Source organism: Flavonifractor sp. HCP28S3_F3, assembly GCF_052065355.1.
In the GTDB taxonomy this organism is placed as follows: domain Bacteria; phylum Bacillota; class Clostridia; order Oscillospirales; family Oscillospiraceae; genus Flavonifractor.
Map to the genome: position 1 here is coordinate 34,352 of NZ_JBQHUF010000016.1, position 13,939 is coordinate 48,290.

General features: G+C 61.5%; 10 protein-coding genes. 6 read left to right on the forward strand and 4 right to left on the reverse strand.

Annotated features, from left to right (window positions below; all coding sequences use genetic code 11):
• Positions 1-9: 9 nt before the first annotated feature.
• Positions 10-3,006, reverse strand: a complete 2,997-nt coding sequence (gene ygfK / locus ACTNB1_RS13145; RefSeq protein WP_441170073.1) for a putative selenate reductase subunit YgfK — start codon at positions 3,004-3,006, stop codon at positions 10-12.
• Between the two features lie 37 nt (positions 3,007-3,043).
• A complete protein-coding gene (ssnA, locus tag ACTNB1_RS13150; RefSeq protein ID WP_441170075.1) occupies positions 3,044-4,384 on the reverse strand; it encodes a putative aminohydrolase SsnA in 1,341 nt (446 codons plus the stop codon).
• Positions 4,385-4,754: 370 nt separating this feature from the next.
• On the opposite strand from ssnA, the gene ACTNB1_RS13155 reads away from it, so the two are divergent.
• Positions 4,755-5,393 (forward strand): helix-turn-helix transcriptional regulator, encoded by a 639-nt coding sequence (locus ACTNB1_RS13155; RefSeq protein ID WP_441170077.1) that lies wholly within the window; start codon positions 4,755-4,757, stop codon positions 5,391-5,393.
• A 48-nt stretch (positions 5,394-5,441) separates the two neighbouring features.
• Here ACTNB1_RS13155 and ACTNB1_RS13160 read toward each other — a convergent pair whose 3' ends face one another.
• Both ACTNB1_RS13160 and ACTNB1_RS13165 read right to left on the reverse strand, forming a co-directional pair.
• On the reverse strand, positions 5,442-6,770 hold the full coding sequence (locus ACTNB1_RS13160) for a uracil-xanthine permease family protein (RefSeq protein ID WP_441170079.1): 1,329 nt from the start codon (positions 6,768-6,770) through the stop codon (positions 5,442-5,444).
• Positions 6,771-7,017: 247 nt separating this feature from the next.
• Entirely contained in the window at positions 7,018-7,392 is a 375-nt protein-coding gene (locus ACTNB1_RS13165) for a RidA family protein (protein ID WP_441170081.1), read from the reverse strand.
• A 200-nt stretch (positions 7,393-7,592) separates the two neighbouring features.
• Here ACTNB1_RS13165 and ACTNB1_RS13170 point away from each other — a divergent pair, with 200 nt between their 5' ends.
• The 5 genes from ACTNB1_RS13170 (at position 7,593) to nagZ (ending at position 13,911) form a co-directional block, all read left to right on the forward strand.
• Positions 7,593-8,360 (forward strand): ABC transporter ATP-binding protein, encoded by a 768-nt coding sequence (locus tag ACTNB1_RS13170; RefSeq protein ID WP_441170083.1) that lies wholly within the window; start codon positions 7,593-7,595, stop codon positions 8,358-8,360.
• Positions 8,350-10,122, forward strand: a complete 1,773-nt coding sequence (locus ACTNB1_RS13175; RefSeq protein ID WP_441170137.1) for an FtsX-like permease family protein — start codon at positions 8,350-8,352, stop codon at positions 10,120-10,122. Before ACTNB1_RS13170 ends, ACTNB1_RS13175 begins: the two co-directional genes overlap by 11 nt.
• A gap of 131 nt (positions 10,123-10,253) precedes the next feature.
• The gene (gene secG / locus ACTNB1_RS13180) at positions 10,254-10,490 is read left to right on the forward strand and encodes a preprotein translocase subunit SecG (RefSeq protein ID WP_441170085.1); all 237 of its coding nucleotides are present in this window, start codon (positions 10,254-10,256) and stop codon (positions 10,488-10,490) included.
• A gap of 101 nt (positions 10,491-10,591) precedes the next feature.
• Positions 10,592-12,628 carry a ribonuclease R gene (rnr, locus tag ACTNB1_RS13185; RefSeq protein WP_441170087.1) on the forward strand — a complete coding sequence of 679 codons (2,037 nt, stop codon included), beginning with the start codon at positions 10,592-10,594 and terminating at the stop codon, positions 12,626-12,628.
• A complete protein-coding gene (gene nagZ, locus ACTNB1_RS13190) occupies positions 12,625-13,911 on the forward strand; it encodes a beta-N-acetylhexosaminidase (protein WP_441170088.1) in 1,287 nt (428 codons plus the stop codon). Before rnr ends, nagZ begins: the two co-directional genes overlap by 4 nt.
• Positions 13,912-13,939 lie beyond the last annotated feature (28 nt).

Sequence of the window (13,939 nt, forward strand, 5' to 3'; positions counted from 1 at the left end):
TTTCCACTCTTATTTCAGCAGATAGCTGTAGTTGTCGTACACCGCGCAGATCAGGCGGCGGAGAGGATCGTACAGGCCGCAGTTCGCATCGGCCACGTCGTACTCCTTCACCTGGCCGTCCAGACGCACCCGGGTGTTGGTGCCGTCCAGCTTCAGGAAGCCCTGATTCTCGCTGTTGTTGAAGTCCTCCTCGCTCCAGAACAGGGTGAACTTATCCTTGTAGGGGCGGGAGTCGTAGGGGCAGAAGGTGCCGCAGTTGCCGCACTCGTTGCACATGCCGTCCACGTGGATGATCTGACGCTGACGCATGCCGGGCACCGCCACGGCCACGTTGGCACGGTTGGGGCACACCTCGGTGCAGGTCTCGCACACGGTGGCGCAGCCCAGGCAGCGGATATCCTCGCAGCTCTTGCAGTCGCTGCACAGCTCGCCCCGCTTGGCCAGGGGTTTCTGGTAGTCGGGGTTCACGTTCTTTTCCACATAGGTGTCCACGTCGAAGTTCTCGATGGCCCGGGCGGCCTTGGTGGCGTCGGCAATGGCCTCCACCACGGTGCCGGGGCCCTTCATGCCGTCGCCGATGACGAACACGTTCTTCACGGAGGACTCCAGGGTGTCGGCGTTCACCACGGCCTTGCCTCTCTTGTCCACTTCCAGACCGTTGGCGGTGTACAGAGCGGTGTCCACCTTCTCGCCCACGGCGGTGATGACGGTATCGGCGGGCACCTCAGCCACCTTGCCGGTGTCCACGGGGGACCGGCGGCCGGAGGCGTCGGGAGCACCCAGCTCCATCACGTGGCAGGTGAGCACGCCGTCCTTCACGCCCACGGGAGCCAGCAGCTCCTGGAACTCCACGCCGTCCTCCAGGGCGAACTCCAGCTCCTCCTGATCGGCGGGCATGTACCGCTTGGTGCGGCGGTACACCAGGGACACGGTCTCCACGCCGGGGATGCGCTTGGCAGCCCGGGCGGCGTCCATGGCGGTGTTGCCGCCGCCGATGACCACAACATGCTTGCCCAGATTCAGGCTGCGGGGGTTCTTCTTGGCGGCCTCCAGGAACTCGATGACGTTCATTTCCTCGCCGTACTCCAGACCGGCGCTGCCCTTGGTCCAGGCGCCGGTGGCCAGGATCACGTGGGTGTAGCCCTGCTTAAAGAGCTCCTGCACGTCCTTGACCTCGGTGTTCAGCTCCACCTTCACGCCCATGGCGTTCATCAGCTTCACATCGTTGTCGATGGCCTCGTCGCTGATGCGGAAGGCGGGGATCACATGGCGGACGATGCCGCCCAGGGAGTCCTTGCGCTCAAACACGGTGACATCCACGCCGGAGCGGCCCAGGAAGTAGGCGGCGGACATACCGGCGGGGCCGCCGCCGATGACGGCAACCTTCTTGCCGGCCACGGGAGCGCCGGCTTTCAGCTTGGGCAGCAGGGCGTCGAACCCGCCCTCGGCGGCCTTCAGCTTCTGGGTGCGGATATACACGCTCTCCTCGTAGGCGTTGCGCATGCACTTGTCCTGGCAGCGGTGAGAGCAGATGGTGCCGGTGATGAAGGGCAGGGCGTTGCGGTGGGTGATGATCTCCAGAGCCTCCTCAAACTTGCCGGCGTTCACCCGCATCAGGTAGGCGGGGATGTCCTGCTCAATGGGGCAGCCGTTGCGGCAGGGGGCGGAGAAGCAGTCGATGAGGGGCACCTTCTTGTCGGTCTTGCGGCTGGGGATAGGCTTCATGGGCTTCTGGTAGTGGTTGTCAGCGGCGAAGGCAGTGACCATGCCCTCCACCTTGGCGGGGTCCACACCGCCCCAGGGGCCGTAGTCGATATCCATCAGCAGGTTGCCGATCTGGCTGAACCGCTGATAGCCGCCGGACTTGAGCACGGTGGTGGCCATGGTGATGGGCCAGATGCCGGCGTTGAACAGGTCCTTGATGTTGTAGTAGTCGGCGCCGCCGGAGTAGGAGATGCGCAGCTTGCCGCCGAACTCCTTGGCCAGCTTGCCAGCCAGGGACAGGGACAGGGGGTACAGGGAGCGGCCGGACATGTACATCTCCTCGCTGGGCAGCTCGCCGGCCTTCACGTCCACGGGGAAGGTGTTGGTCAGCTTCACGCCGAACTCCAGGCCCCGCTCGGCAGTCAGCTTCATCAGCCGCTGGAACATGGGCACCGCGTCGGCCCACTGCAGGTCCTCCACGAAATGGTGGTCGTCAAAGGCGATGTAGTCGAAGCCCAGGCCGTCCAGGGTCTTGCGGGCAAACTCATAGCCCAGCAGGGTGGGGTTGCACTTGACGTAGGTGTTCAGGTTCTTCTCGGTGATGAGGTAGGTGGCGATGCGCTCGATCTCGTCGGGAGGGCAGCCGTGGAGGGTGGACTCGGTGATGGAGTCGGACACCTTGGGAGAGATGGCCTTCACATAAGCCTCGTCCACGTTCTGGAACTTGTCCAGGTTGTTCAGGGCCCAGTCCATGCACTCCTGCCACACGGCGCTGCCGGAGGCGTCCTTCATGCCCTCGATGTACTTGTCGATCTTCTCGCTCTTGATACCCGCCAGGTCGTAGCCCACGCTCATGTTGAACACGAAGCCGTCGGGATCGCCCAGACCCAGCTCCTTGGCCAGCAGCTTGCAGGCGAACCAGCCCTTCACGTACTCGTCATAGGCCTGGGGCACGTACAGCTCGGTGGACCACTCGCAGTTGTAGCACTCGTCGGCGGCGGTGATGCAGGGCTTGGCCACGCACTTGGAGAGCTCGTCGCCGTCCATGATCTGCACGGTCTTCAGCTCGAAGAACCGGGCGCCGGCGGCGTAGGCGGCGATGAGGTTCTGAGCCAGCTGGGTGTGGGGGCCGGCGGCGGGGCCGTAGGGAGACTCGATCTTCTCCTTGAACATGGGCAGGGCCTTGCCATTGTCATGCTTCACCAGCTTGGACACGCCGAAGATGGAACCCTGGCTCTTGTACTCGGACAGGATCCAGTTCATCAGGTTGGAAAACGGAATGGGGCGCATAATGTCGCTCATATGATTCGACCTCCAATTTTGATACAATCAAATTTTATCAGTAGGTGCGATGATTCAGCTCGCCCCACAGCTTCTTGGCCTGCTCCATGGTCCAGGCGTTGATACGCTCTTCGTCGATGCCCACGAACTCGCGGTCCTTGTAGAGTACCTTGCCGTTGATGATGGTGGTGCGGCAGTTCTTGCCCATCATGCCGAAGAGCATGTGGCCGTCGATGTTCTCGGCGGAGAAGGGAGTGAAGGGCTTGTAGTCCATGACGATCACGTCGGCGGCGGCGCCGGGCTTGAGCACGCCCAGAGGCTTCTTGAAGTACCGGGAGCAGATCTTGGCGTTGTTCTCAAACAGCATGCCGGTGGCCTCGCACCAGCCCACGTTGGGCAGGGCGGCGTTGTGGCGCTGCATGGGCAGCAGAACCTTCAGGCTCTCCAGCATGTCGTGGGTGTAGGCGTCGGTGCCCAGGCCGATGAGGATGCCCTTGCCGTACATCTGGAGCACCGGGGAGCAGCCCACCGCGTTGCCCATGTTGGACTCCGGGTTGTGGCACACCATGGTGCCCGTCTCCTTGATGATGTCCAGCTCGGCGGGAGAGACGTGGATGCAGTGGCCCAGCATGGTCTTCTCGCCCAGGATGCCGTTGTACAGCAGACGGTTCACCGGGCGGCAGCCGTAGTTGCGCAGGGAGTCGTACACGTCGTTCATGCCCTCGGCCACGTGGATGTGGAAACCGGTCATGCCGTCGTTGGCCTTTACCATCTCCTCAAAGGTCTTGTCGGAGATGGTGAACAGGGCGTGGCCGCCGAACATGGCCTTGATCATGTCGTCGTCCTGCTCCTTGGCCCACTTGGCGAAGTCGGCGTTCTCCTGGATGGACTGGCGGGTCTTCTCCTCGCCGTCCCGCTCGGAGACCTCGTAGCACAGGTTGGCACGGATGCCCAGCTCCTGGCACACGTCCTTGATGGCGAACAGGGAGCCGGGGATCTCGCAGAAGGAGGCGTGGTGGTCGAAGATGGTGGTCACGCCGTCCCGGATGCAGTCCAGCACGGTGGCGTAGGCGGAAGCCCGGGTGCCGTCCAGGGTCAGGTGGCGGTCGATGTTCCACCACATGCCCTCCAGGACCTCCAGGAAGTTGGTGGGGTTGTTGCCCTCGATGGCCAGGCCGCGGGCCAGGCCGGAGTAAATATGGGTGTGGACGTTGATGAGACCGGGCATGATAACTCCGCCCTTGGCGTCCACGAACTCGGCGTCGGGATACTTGGCCTTCATGTCGGCCAGGGTACCTACTTCTTTGACGATCTCACCGTCCAGCACCACCGCGCCGTCCCCCAGATAAGGCAGCGCCTGGTCCCGGGTAATCAGTTTTCCGTTTCCGATCAGCAGCATGTGCAGTTCCTCCTATTACAATAAGATGTTCATTTTTGCACGAAAAAAACGTCCATTCCAACCAGAATGGACGCCGGTTTCCTGTGAGAGGCGGCGGTGTGCGCGCAACCTCCAGACGAATTCCAGGTCCATCCAGCCCGTGCGCAAAGCACTCCGTTGCAGCCACAACCAAAATGATGAAAATTTGTGAAACATGAACAGAATATTTTTGCTCTACGGGTCTATATTACCACGAAAAGCACGGGCATGCAACACCTTTGTGAGAAAAACTAAAAAATTTTTAGGCCACATAATTTTATTGCAATTACGGCGGCCTGTGGTAAAATAAAAGCAACGGGAAACGACAATTTCCAGCAAAGGAGAGACGTACATGTTAGAAGCCTCGACCCTGCAATTCCTGTTCAAACTGGCCAAGGGGATCGCCAGCCAGTTTGGACCCAACTGCGAGGTGGTGGTCCACGACCTGGCCACCAACGATCCGGAGAGCTCTATCGTCGCCATCGAGAACGGACAGGTCACCGGCCGTAAGGTGGGGGATGGTCCCTCCCATGTGGTGCTGGAAGCTCTGCGGGGGGAGAACAGTGAGCTTCAGGACCACCTGAGCTACCTGACCAAGACGAAGGACGGCAAGATCCTCAAGTCCACCACCATCTACATTCGGGACGACGATGGCGCGCCCATCGGTATTTTCGGCATCAACTACGACATTACCCTGATGCTGGCCATGGAGACCGCCCTGAAGCAGTTTACCGCCACCGAGCCGGAGGAGAAGGAGCCGGAGGCCATCTCCCGCAACGTGTCCGACCTGCTGGACGAGCTGATCCAGCAGAGCGTGAAGATCGTGGGCAAGCCGGTGGCCCTCATGACCAAGGAGGACAAGGTGAAGGCGGTGCAGTTCCTCAACGACACCGGCGCCTTCCTCATTACCAAGAGCGGCGACAAGGTGTGCAAGTTCTTCGGCATCTCCAAATATACCCTGTACAGCTACATTGACGAGGCCAAAGAGTAAAAATAATCTGGAAAGTGCCCGGCTCCTTACGGAGCCGGGCGCTTTTTGTTACTTGGAGGATTTCTCCTTGGGCAGGATCAGGTTGAGGATGATGGCCATGATGGTGGCAACCACCACGGAGGAGGAGCCGAACACGGTGTTGACCCAGGCGGGGAAGCCTTCGCCGGCCAGGCAGCCGGACACCTGAGTGATGCCCACGCCCAGAGCCACGGACAGGCCAACCACGGAGCTCTTCCGGGGGGTAAAGCCGCCCTCAGTGATCATACGGATACCGGTCATGGTGATGGTGGCGAACACGGAGATGGTGGCGCCGCCGATAACGCACTGGGGAATGGTGGTCAGCAGGGAGGCGAACTTGGGTACCAGACCGGCCACCAGCAGGATCAGGGAGGCCAGCACGAACACAGCCCGGTTGATGACCTTGTTGACGGTGACGATACCCACGTTCTGGCTGTAAGAGGCGGTGGGCAGGCCGCCGAAGAAGGCGCCCAGGATGCTCATGATGCCCTGGCCGATGATGCCGCCGGACAGTTCCTTGTCAGAGGGCATCCGGTCCATGCCGCCCATGGTGATGGAGGACAGGTCGCCGATGGTCTGCACCGCGTTGACCACGTATACGATAGCCAGGGAGACGCAGGCGGAGGGCACAAACTTGATCTCAAAGGGCATGACCTCGGGCAGGGCAAACCATGCGGAGGAGCCGATGCCGGACAGATCCACGATGCCCAGGAAGTAGGCCAGGATATAACCCACGATCATGCCGAAGAGAATGGCGCCCAGCTTGAAGATACCTTTGGTAAAGTTGGACAGGACAACCACAACGGCCAGAGTGACGAGCGCCACCACCCAGCTCTTCACGTTGCCGAACCACTCAGTGCCGGCGCCGCCGGCCATGTACTTCACAGCGGTGGGATAGAGGGACAGGCCGATGGTGAAGATGACAGTACCGGTGACCAGGGGCGGGAACAGGGGACGGATCCACTTGACGAAAATGCCGAAGATGATGGCAACGATGCCGCCTACGATCTCAGCGCCCAGGATGGTGGCGATGTCAAATTCCGCGCCGATAGCCTGAAGGGTGGGGATGTACGCAAAGCTGATACCCATGATGACGGGCAGGCCGGAACCGATCCGTCCGAAAATGGGGAAGAGCTGGAGCAGGGTGGCCAGGGCGGTCAGGATCAGGGAGACCTGGATCATCAGCGTCTTTTCCGCCTCGGACAGGCCGCAGGTGTTGGAGACCAGAATAGCGGGGGTAATGATGCCCACTACGGCCGCCACCACGTGCTGCAGACCCAGAGGGACCAGCTGGCCCGGCTGGGGAATGCCTTTCCACTGGAATACGGTATCAGTGCTGTTCAGTTTTGGGGTACCCATTCCTTTCACCTCACAAAATTTTTTTAGCACAAACAATAATTTTTACAACCAAACTATAACCGATTTAGGCGGTGGATGCAAGGAAAAAATCAAGTGCGGCAGCCAAAAAGTGGGACAAGAAATTGTGCAAAACAGACAAAAGCTTACAGGCGTAGGGCGGCAATACGCTATAAAGCGCCGATGAATGAACTGCGGGGTTTAAAAAAGCGGCCGCCCGGATGGACGGCCGCTTTTTGCGGAGCGATTCTTACTTGACGGCAACAGCCTCGATCTCGAACAGGGCGCCCTTGGGCAGGGCGGCAACCTGCACGCAGGAGCGGGCGGGAGCCTCGCCGGTGAAGTACTCGGCGTAGATGGCGTTGATGGCGGCGAAGTCGTTGATGTCGGCCAGGAACACGGTGGTCTTGGTGACGTCGCAGAAGTCCATGCCGCCGGCCTTCAGCACGGCGCCCAGGTTGTCCAGAGCCTGACGGGCCTGGGCCTCAACACCGGCGGGCAGCTCCCCGGTGGCGGGGATCAGGCCCAGCTGGCCGGAGGTGTACAGGGTGTTGCCAGCCAGCTTGGCGTGGCAGTAGGGGCCCACGGCGGCGGGAGCGTTGGTAGCGGTAATGGTCTGATTCATGAGAAATCCCTCCTGAAATAATATTAGTGTTGCTAATTTCATTATAAAGGAGGAAAGAAAAAAATCAAGGACTACTTAAAATTTTTTTGATTCGCTGCAAGAAATTCGTGGGAAAGGCTTCACAAAAGGGTAAGAGGGTTTTTACATCTTTTTAAGAAGTTTTTGTTATCCTGAGAGCAAATCAACAGGGAGGAACAAAAATGGAATCGATTCTGCGTGTAGAGCATCTGGTGCGGGAGTACGGCGGCAAGGGCAGCCTGACCCGGGCCATTGACGATGTGAGCTTTGAGGTAGCGCAGGGGGAATTTGTAGGCATCATGGGTGCGTCGGGCAGCGGCAAGTCCACCCTGCTCAACTGCGTGTCCACCATCGACAGCCCCACCGCCGGCAAGATCTGGGTGGAGGGGAAAGAGGTGACCCGGATGAAGCCCAAGCAGGTCTCCCGGTTCCGGCGGGAGCGGCTGGGCTTTGTGTTCCAGGACTGCAATCTGCTGGACACCCTCACCGCCTTTGAAAATATCGCCCTGGCCCTCACCATCCGGGGGACTGCCCCAAGCCTGGTGGAGAAAAAGGTACAGGAGACCGCTCAGCTGCTGGAGATTGCCGACTGTATGAGCAAATACCCCTACCAGATGTCCGGCGGCCAGCGCCAGCGCACGGCGGCGGCCCGGGCCATTGTCACCAGCCCCGCTCTGGTGCTGGCCGACGAGCCCACCGGAGCTCTGGACTCCAAGTCCGCCAAGCTGCTGCTGGACCGGTTCGAGGCGTTGAACAGCCAGCGGGAGGCCACCATTCTGATGGTCACCCATGACGCTTTTACCGCCAGCTACTGCCACCGCATCCTCTTCCTTCAGGATGGAGCCGTACTCACTCAGCTGGAGCGGGGCGGACAGAGCCGCAAGGAATTCTTCCGACAGATCATCGACGTGGTGACCCGGCTGGGAGGTGACCAGAGTGATGTTCTCTAAGCTGGCCCTCAAAAACGTCCGCCGCAGCGTAAAGGATTACGGTGTTTGGTTCCTCACCATCGTCTTCGGCGTATGCCTGTTCTACGTGTTCAACGCCCTGGAGAACCAGTCGGTGCTCCGCTATCTGGCTCAGAGCCCCAGAGTCTATATCGTGGACTCCATTAAAAACCTGATCGGCATGCTGTCCGTCTTCGTGTGGGTGGTGCTGGCCTTTTTGATCCTCTACGCCTCCGGCTTTCTGATCCGCCGCCGGAAAAAGGAGCTGGGCACCTATCTGCTGCTGGGTATGGAGCGGTGGCAGGTGGCCCGTCTGCTGCTGGCCGAGACAGTGTGCATCGGCGCTTTCGCCCTGGCGCTGGGGCTGGTGCTGGGCGTGCTGGCCGCCTGGGGGCTCAGTGCCTTCACCGCCGGACTGTTCGCCGTGCCCATGACCTTCTTTACCTTTTCCGTCTCCATCTCCGCTCTGGTCAAGACGGCCCTGGCCTTTGCCGCTATTTTCCTGCTGGTGATGGTGTACCACGCTTTCGCCGTCTCCCGGTGCAAGCTCATCGACCTGATGCAGGCCAACCGGGTGAACCAGACCCTGCGGCAGCAGAGCCTGGGAGCGTCGGTGGCCCTGTTTCTGGCGGGGATTATCTTGCTGGTCATCGCCTACGCCATGCTGCTCACCCGGGGCCTGCTGCGGGTGGACGCCCTGTTCTGGGTGATGATCGGACTGGGCAGCCTGGGTACCCTGCTGTTCTTCCGGTCCCTGTCCGGCTTCCTGCTGCGGATCTGCCAGAGCAGTAAGGGACTGTGGTACAAAAACCTCAACATGTTCGTGCTGCGGCAGTTCAACGCCCGCATCAACACCACCTACCGCTCCATGACGGTGATCTGCCTCATGCTGCTGCTGGCCATTGGCATCACCGCCAGCTCGGTGGGCCTGAACAACACGGTGGAACAGATGACCAATGAGATGTACCCCCGAGATGTGCAGCTGATCTTCTGGAATGAGCCGGAGGATCCCCAGCCCGACCTAGCGGCTGTTTTAAAGGAGGGCGGCTTTGACCCGGAGACCGAGTGTTCCGCCTGGTTCTCCTTCCCCGTTTATCAGGGGGAGCAGTCCAACACCCTGACCCAGGCCGACTATGACGCCATCGTGGAGCGCTGGGGGAAGAAAGAGGCAGATGCCTTCCTGGAGCGGGAGTGGCTGAAGGTGGCCTCTGACCAGGGCGACCAGACTACCTCGCTGAACTACTACTACTTCCTGGCCGACTATGCCGGGGACAAGAGCGCCGCCGAGGAAAAATTTGATGAGGCACTGTCCGGCCTGGCACAGCTGGGTGGCTTCAGCTGGTCCAGCAAGCTGCAGAACTGGATGGACCTGATGGGCACCAAAGTGCTGGTGCTTTTCATCGGCCTATACCTGGGTGTGGTGTTCCTGCTGGCCGCGGCGGCGGTGCTGGCCCTCCAGCAGCTCACTCAGGCCGCCGATTCCGCCGGTCAGTACCGGGTGCTCTCTCTGCTGGGCGCTCCGGCTAAAATGCGGGGCCGGGCGGTCACCGCCCAGGTGTTCCTGGCCTTCTTCCTTCCCCTGTCCCTGGCTCTGGTCCACGCGGCGGTGGGCATGACTGCCGCCAACGCCGTGATTGCCGAGGTGGGCAAAGTGGACGCTGCCGCATCCTCTGTCATGACCGCCCTGCTGCTGGTGGTGGTATACGGCGGCTACTTCCTTGCTACATGTTGGGGCAGCCGCAGGATCTTGCGCACTTCCCGGTGAAAGTATGAAAAAACCCTTGCAATCGGCCTGAAAATGTGCTATCATACCTCTTACGTGTGAGAGTAGGCGCAGTTTTGACGCGCCTAAGGATAGCAACAAACCCCATGCCGGGGTCGAAAGGACGATGTAGCGTGGATATCACCAAGCTGGTTCTGAGCATTATTGATGTGGCTGCCTGCCTGTTCCTCATCGCCGTGGTGCTGCTGCAGTCCGGCAAGAGCGCGGGCCTGTCCGGCGCTATCGCCGGTGTGGCGGATACCTTTATGGCCAAGAACAAGGCCAAGACCTGGGACGCCAAGCTGGCCAAGCTGACCAAGTGGGTTGCCATTGGATTTATGGTCCTGACCTTTGTCATCTGCCTGCTCTGAGAAACCGAGAAAAACGCCCTTCCGACTTCGGAAGGGCGTTTTTTTGTTGAGCGCGGCCCCCAACAGGGGTATAATACAGAAAAGTACGTAATAGAAAGGAAATGTTTATGGATCGATCAGAGGAATTGATCGGCAGATATCAGGCTACTGGCCGTGGCTTTGGCTTTTTGATCCCCGAGGAAGGGGAGGACTGCTTCATTCCGCCCCGAGCCCAGGGCGGCGCTTGGAACGGGGACACGGTGTCCGTCCGTATTACTGAGGAGGACCCCCAGACCGGCCGCCGGGTGGCCAAGGTGACCCAGGTGCTGGAGCGGGCCAACAAGACGGTGGTAGGCGTGCTGGAGAAGCACGACCACGCCCTGTGGCTGCGTCCGGACAGTGAACGGCTGCCCAGCCTGATCCAGGTGGTGACCCGCCGCCGCAGCCTGCGGGCGGGAGAGCGGGCGGCGGTGTCCATGACCAGCTTCGGCGGGGACCGCCGGCCCCCCATGGGCACCCTGAAGGAGACCTTCGGCCCCGCCGACCAGCGTCAGAGCGCCGTAGCCGCCATTTTGTACAGTCACGACATCCACCGGGACTTTCCCCCGGAGGTGATGGAGCAGACCCGGGCCATCCCCCAATTCGTCCAGACTGCCGCCATGGCGGGCCGTCTGGACCTGCGGGACAAGACCATCATCACCATCGACGGGGCCTCCTCCAAGGATTTTGACGACGCGGTGAGTCTGGAGCAGGACGACAAAGGCCGCTGGGTGCTGGGTGTCCACATCGCCGACGTAAGCCACTATGTGCAGCCGGGTACTCCCCTGGACCTGGAGGCCTACGAGCGGGGCACCTCGGTGTATTTTGCCGACCAGGTTGTGCCCATGCTGCCTGAGGCTCTGTCCAACGGCATCTGCTCCCTCAACCCCCAGGTGGACCGGCTGGCCCTGTCCTGCATCATGACCCTGGACCGGGAGGGGGCCGTAGTGGACCACCAGATCGCCAAATCGGTGATCCGGTCCACCGAGCGGATGACCTATGGGGACTGCAACAAGCTGCTGGCGGAGGAAGATCCCGCCCTGGCGGTAAAATATGACCACATTCTGCCCATGCTGAAGGACATGGCCGCCCTGGCCAAGATCCTGGACGGCCGCCGCCGCCGTCGGGGCGGCCTGGACCTGGAGACTCAGGAGAGCCAGGTGCTGTGCGATGAGAACGGCGAGCCGGTGGCGGTGGTGCTCCGCCGCCAGGGGGAGAGCGAAAAGCTCATTGAGGCATTTATGCTGGCCGCCAACGAGTGTGTGGCCGAGCACCTGTCCAGGGCCCAGAAGCCCTGCGTCTACCGGGTCCACGAAAAGCCCTCCCAGGAGAAGACCGACGCCCTGCGCACCCTGGTGGCGCCCCTGGGTTACGACCTGAAAACCGCCGACGGTCCCGGCCTGCAGAAGCTGCTGGACTGGGCCAAGGGCAAGCCGGAGGAGGGCGCGGTGTCCATGATGGTGCTCCGCTCCCTGATGAAGGCACGGTATGACGGAGAGAACCTGGGCCACTTCGGCCTGGCCGCCCCCTACTACTGCCACTTCACCTCCCCCATCCGCCGCTATCCCGACCTGATGGTCCACCGCATCCTCACCGCCATCCTGGATGGCAAGTGGGACAAGGAGGGTCGGAAGCTCACTGCGGCGGTGCCCCGGGCCGCCCTCCAGTCCTCCCAGCGGGAGCTGGCCGCCCAGGAGAGCGAGCGGGAGATCGAAAAGCGGTACCTGGCGGAATATATGTCCCACCAGATCGGGGAGAAATTCACCGGAGCCATTACCGGCGTTACCCGGTTCGGCCTCTTCGTCATGGTGGCCGGTGGCGTAGAGGGCCTGCTGCCTGCGGAGGCCCTGCCCGCCGGACCCTGGGAGTATGACGAGGCCCGGCTCACCCTTGAGGGACCCAACGGTCGCTATACTCTGGGCATGGAGCTGGAGGTGGAGTGCTCTGCCGCCGACCCGGTGTCCGGCCAGGTGGACTTCATTCTGCCCGGCGGGGTGCCCGTCCCCCCGCGGAAATCCCGGAAAGAGGAAAAGCCCCAGCCGCCCCGCCGAAAGGAGGGAAAAGGCCGGGGCCGGGCCATGCACGTGCCCAAGCGCCGTAAGGGAGGAAAAAAGCGATGACGAAACGGCATCTGATCCTACCTGTATTACTGCTTGTATTGCTTTTGGCGGCCTGTGACAGCCAGACACCCACAGATCCCACTCCCACAGCGGCCACGCCGACCCCTACGGCGGAGCCTACGCCCAGCCCAACGCCGGAGCCTACCCCCACCCCTGACCCGGCAGCAGAGCTGCTGGTGGACATGACGGTGGAACAGAAGGTGAGCCAGCTGCTGGTGGCGGGCATCAACGGTCTGGAGCCCGGCGACGACGGCACCCAGGCTGTGGCCGACTACCAGGTGGGTGGTATCATCCTCTTTGGCCGCAACGTGGAAAGCGCAGAGCAGCTGACGGCCCTGACCAACGGCCTGAAGGAGCTAAACGGGGACTACATCCCCCTGTTCCTGTCCGTGGACCAGGAGGGAGGACGGGTAGATCGGATGCCGCCGGAGGTGGCGGAGCTGCCGGCGGCCTACCAGTTCGGACAGATTGCCGATCCGGACCAGCGAATGGACGCCTGCTTTGCCCTAGGCCAGGCCCTGGCGGCCCAATGCGCCGCCTTTGGCTTTAATCTGGACTTTGCCCCTGTGATGGATATCTGGTCCAATCCGGACAACACGGTCATTGGAGATCGGGCCTTTGGCTCTGATCTGGAGTCGGTAACCTATGCCGCCAACGAGACCGCCTGGGGCATCCTCAGCGGCGGAGTCATTGCCGCGGCCAAGCATTTCCCCGGCCACGGAGATACGGCGGTGGATTCCCACTACGGCCTGCCCGTGGTGGACAAAAGCCTGGAAGAACTGCTGGACTTTGAGCTGGTGCCCTTCCGCCAGGCCATCGACGGCACCTGCGTCTACGGCGCGGCGGGGGGCGACTCGGCCATCCCGGTCATCATGGTGAGCCATGTCCTGATGACTGCCATTGATCCGGATCGTCCCGCATCCCTGTCTGAGCCGGTGGTCACCGGCCTGCTGCGGGAAGAGATGGGCTTTGACGGGGTGGTATGTACCGATGACCTCACCATGGCCGCCGTGTCCGACAGCTACGGCATGGGCGAGGCGGCGGTGCTGGCGGTGGAGGCGGGCTGCGACCTGCTGCTGGTGTGCCATGAGGCGGACAACCTGACCGCCGCCCGGGATGCCCTGCTGGAAGCGGTGAACAGCGGTCGGATCTCCCAGGAACGCCTGGATGAGAGCGTATACCGCATCCTCTCCCTGAAACTGGACTGGGAGCTGACCAACGATCCGGTGGAGGTCCCCGACATAGACGCCTTGAATGCAAAGATCCAAACTGTGATGCCATGAAAAAAGAGCCCGTCCGCAAAGCGGACGG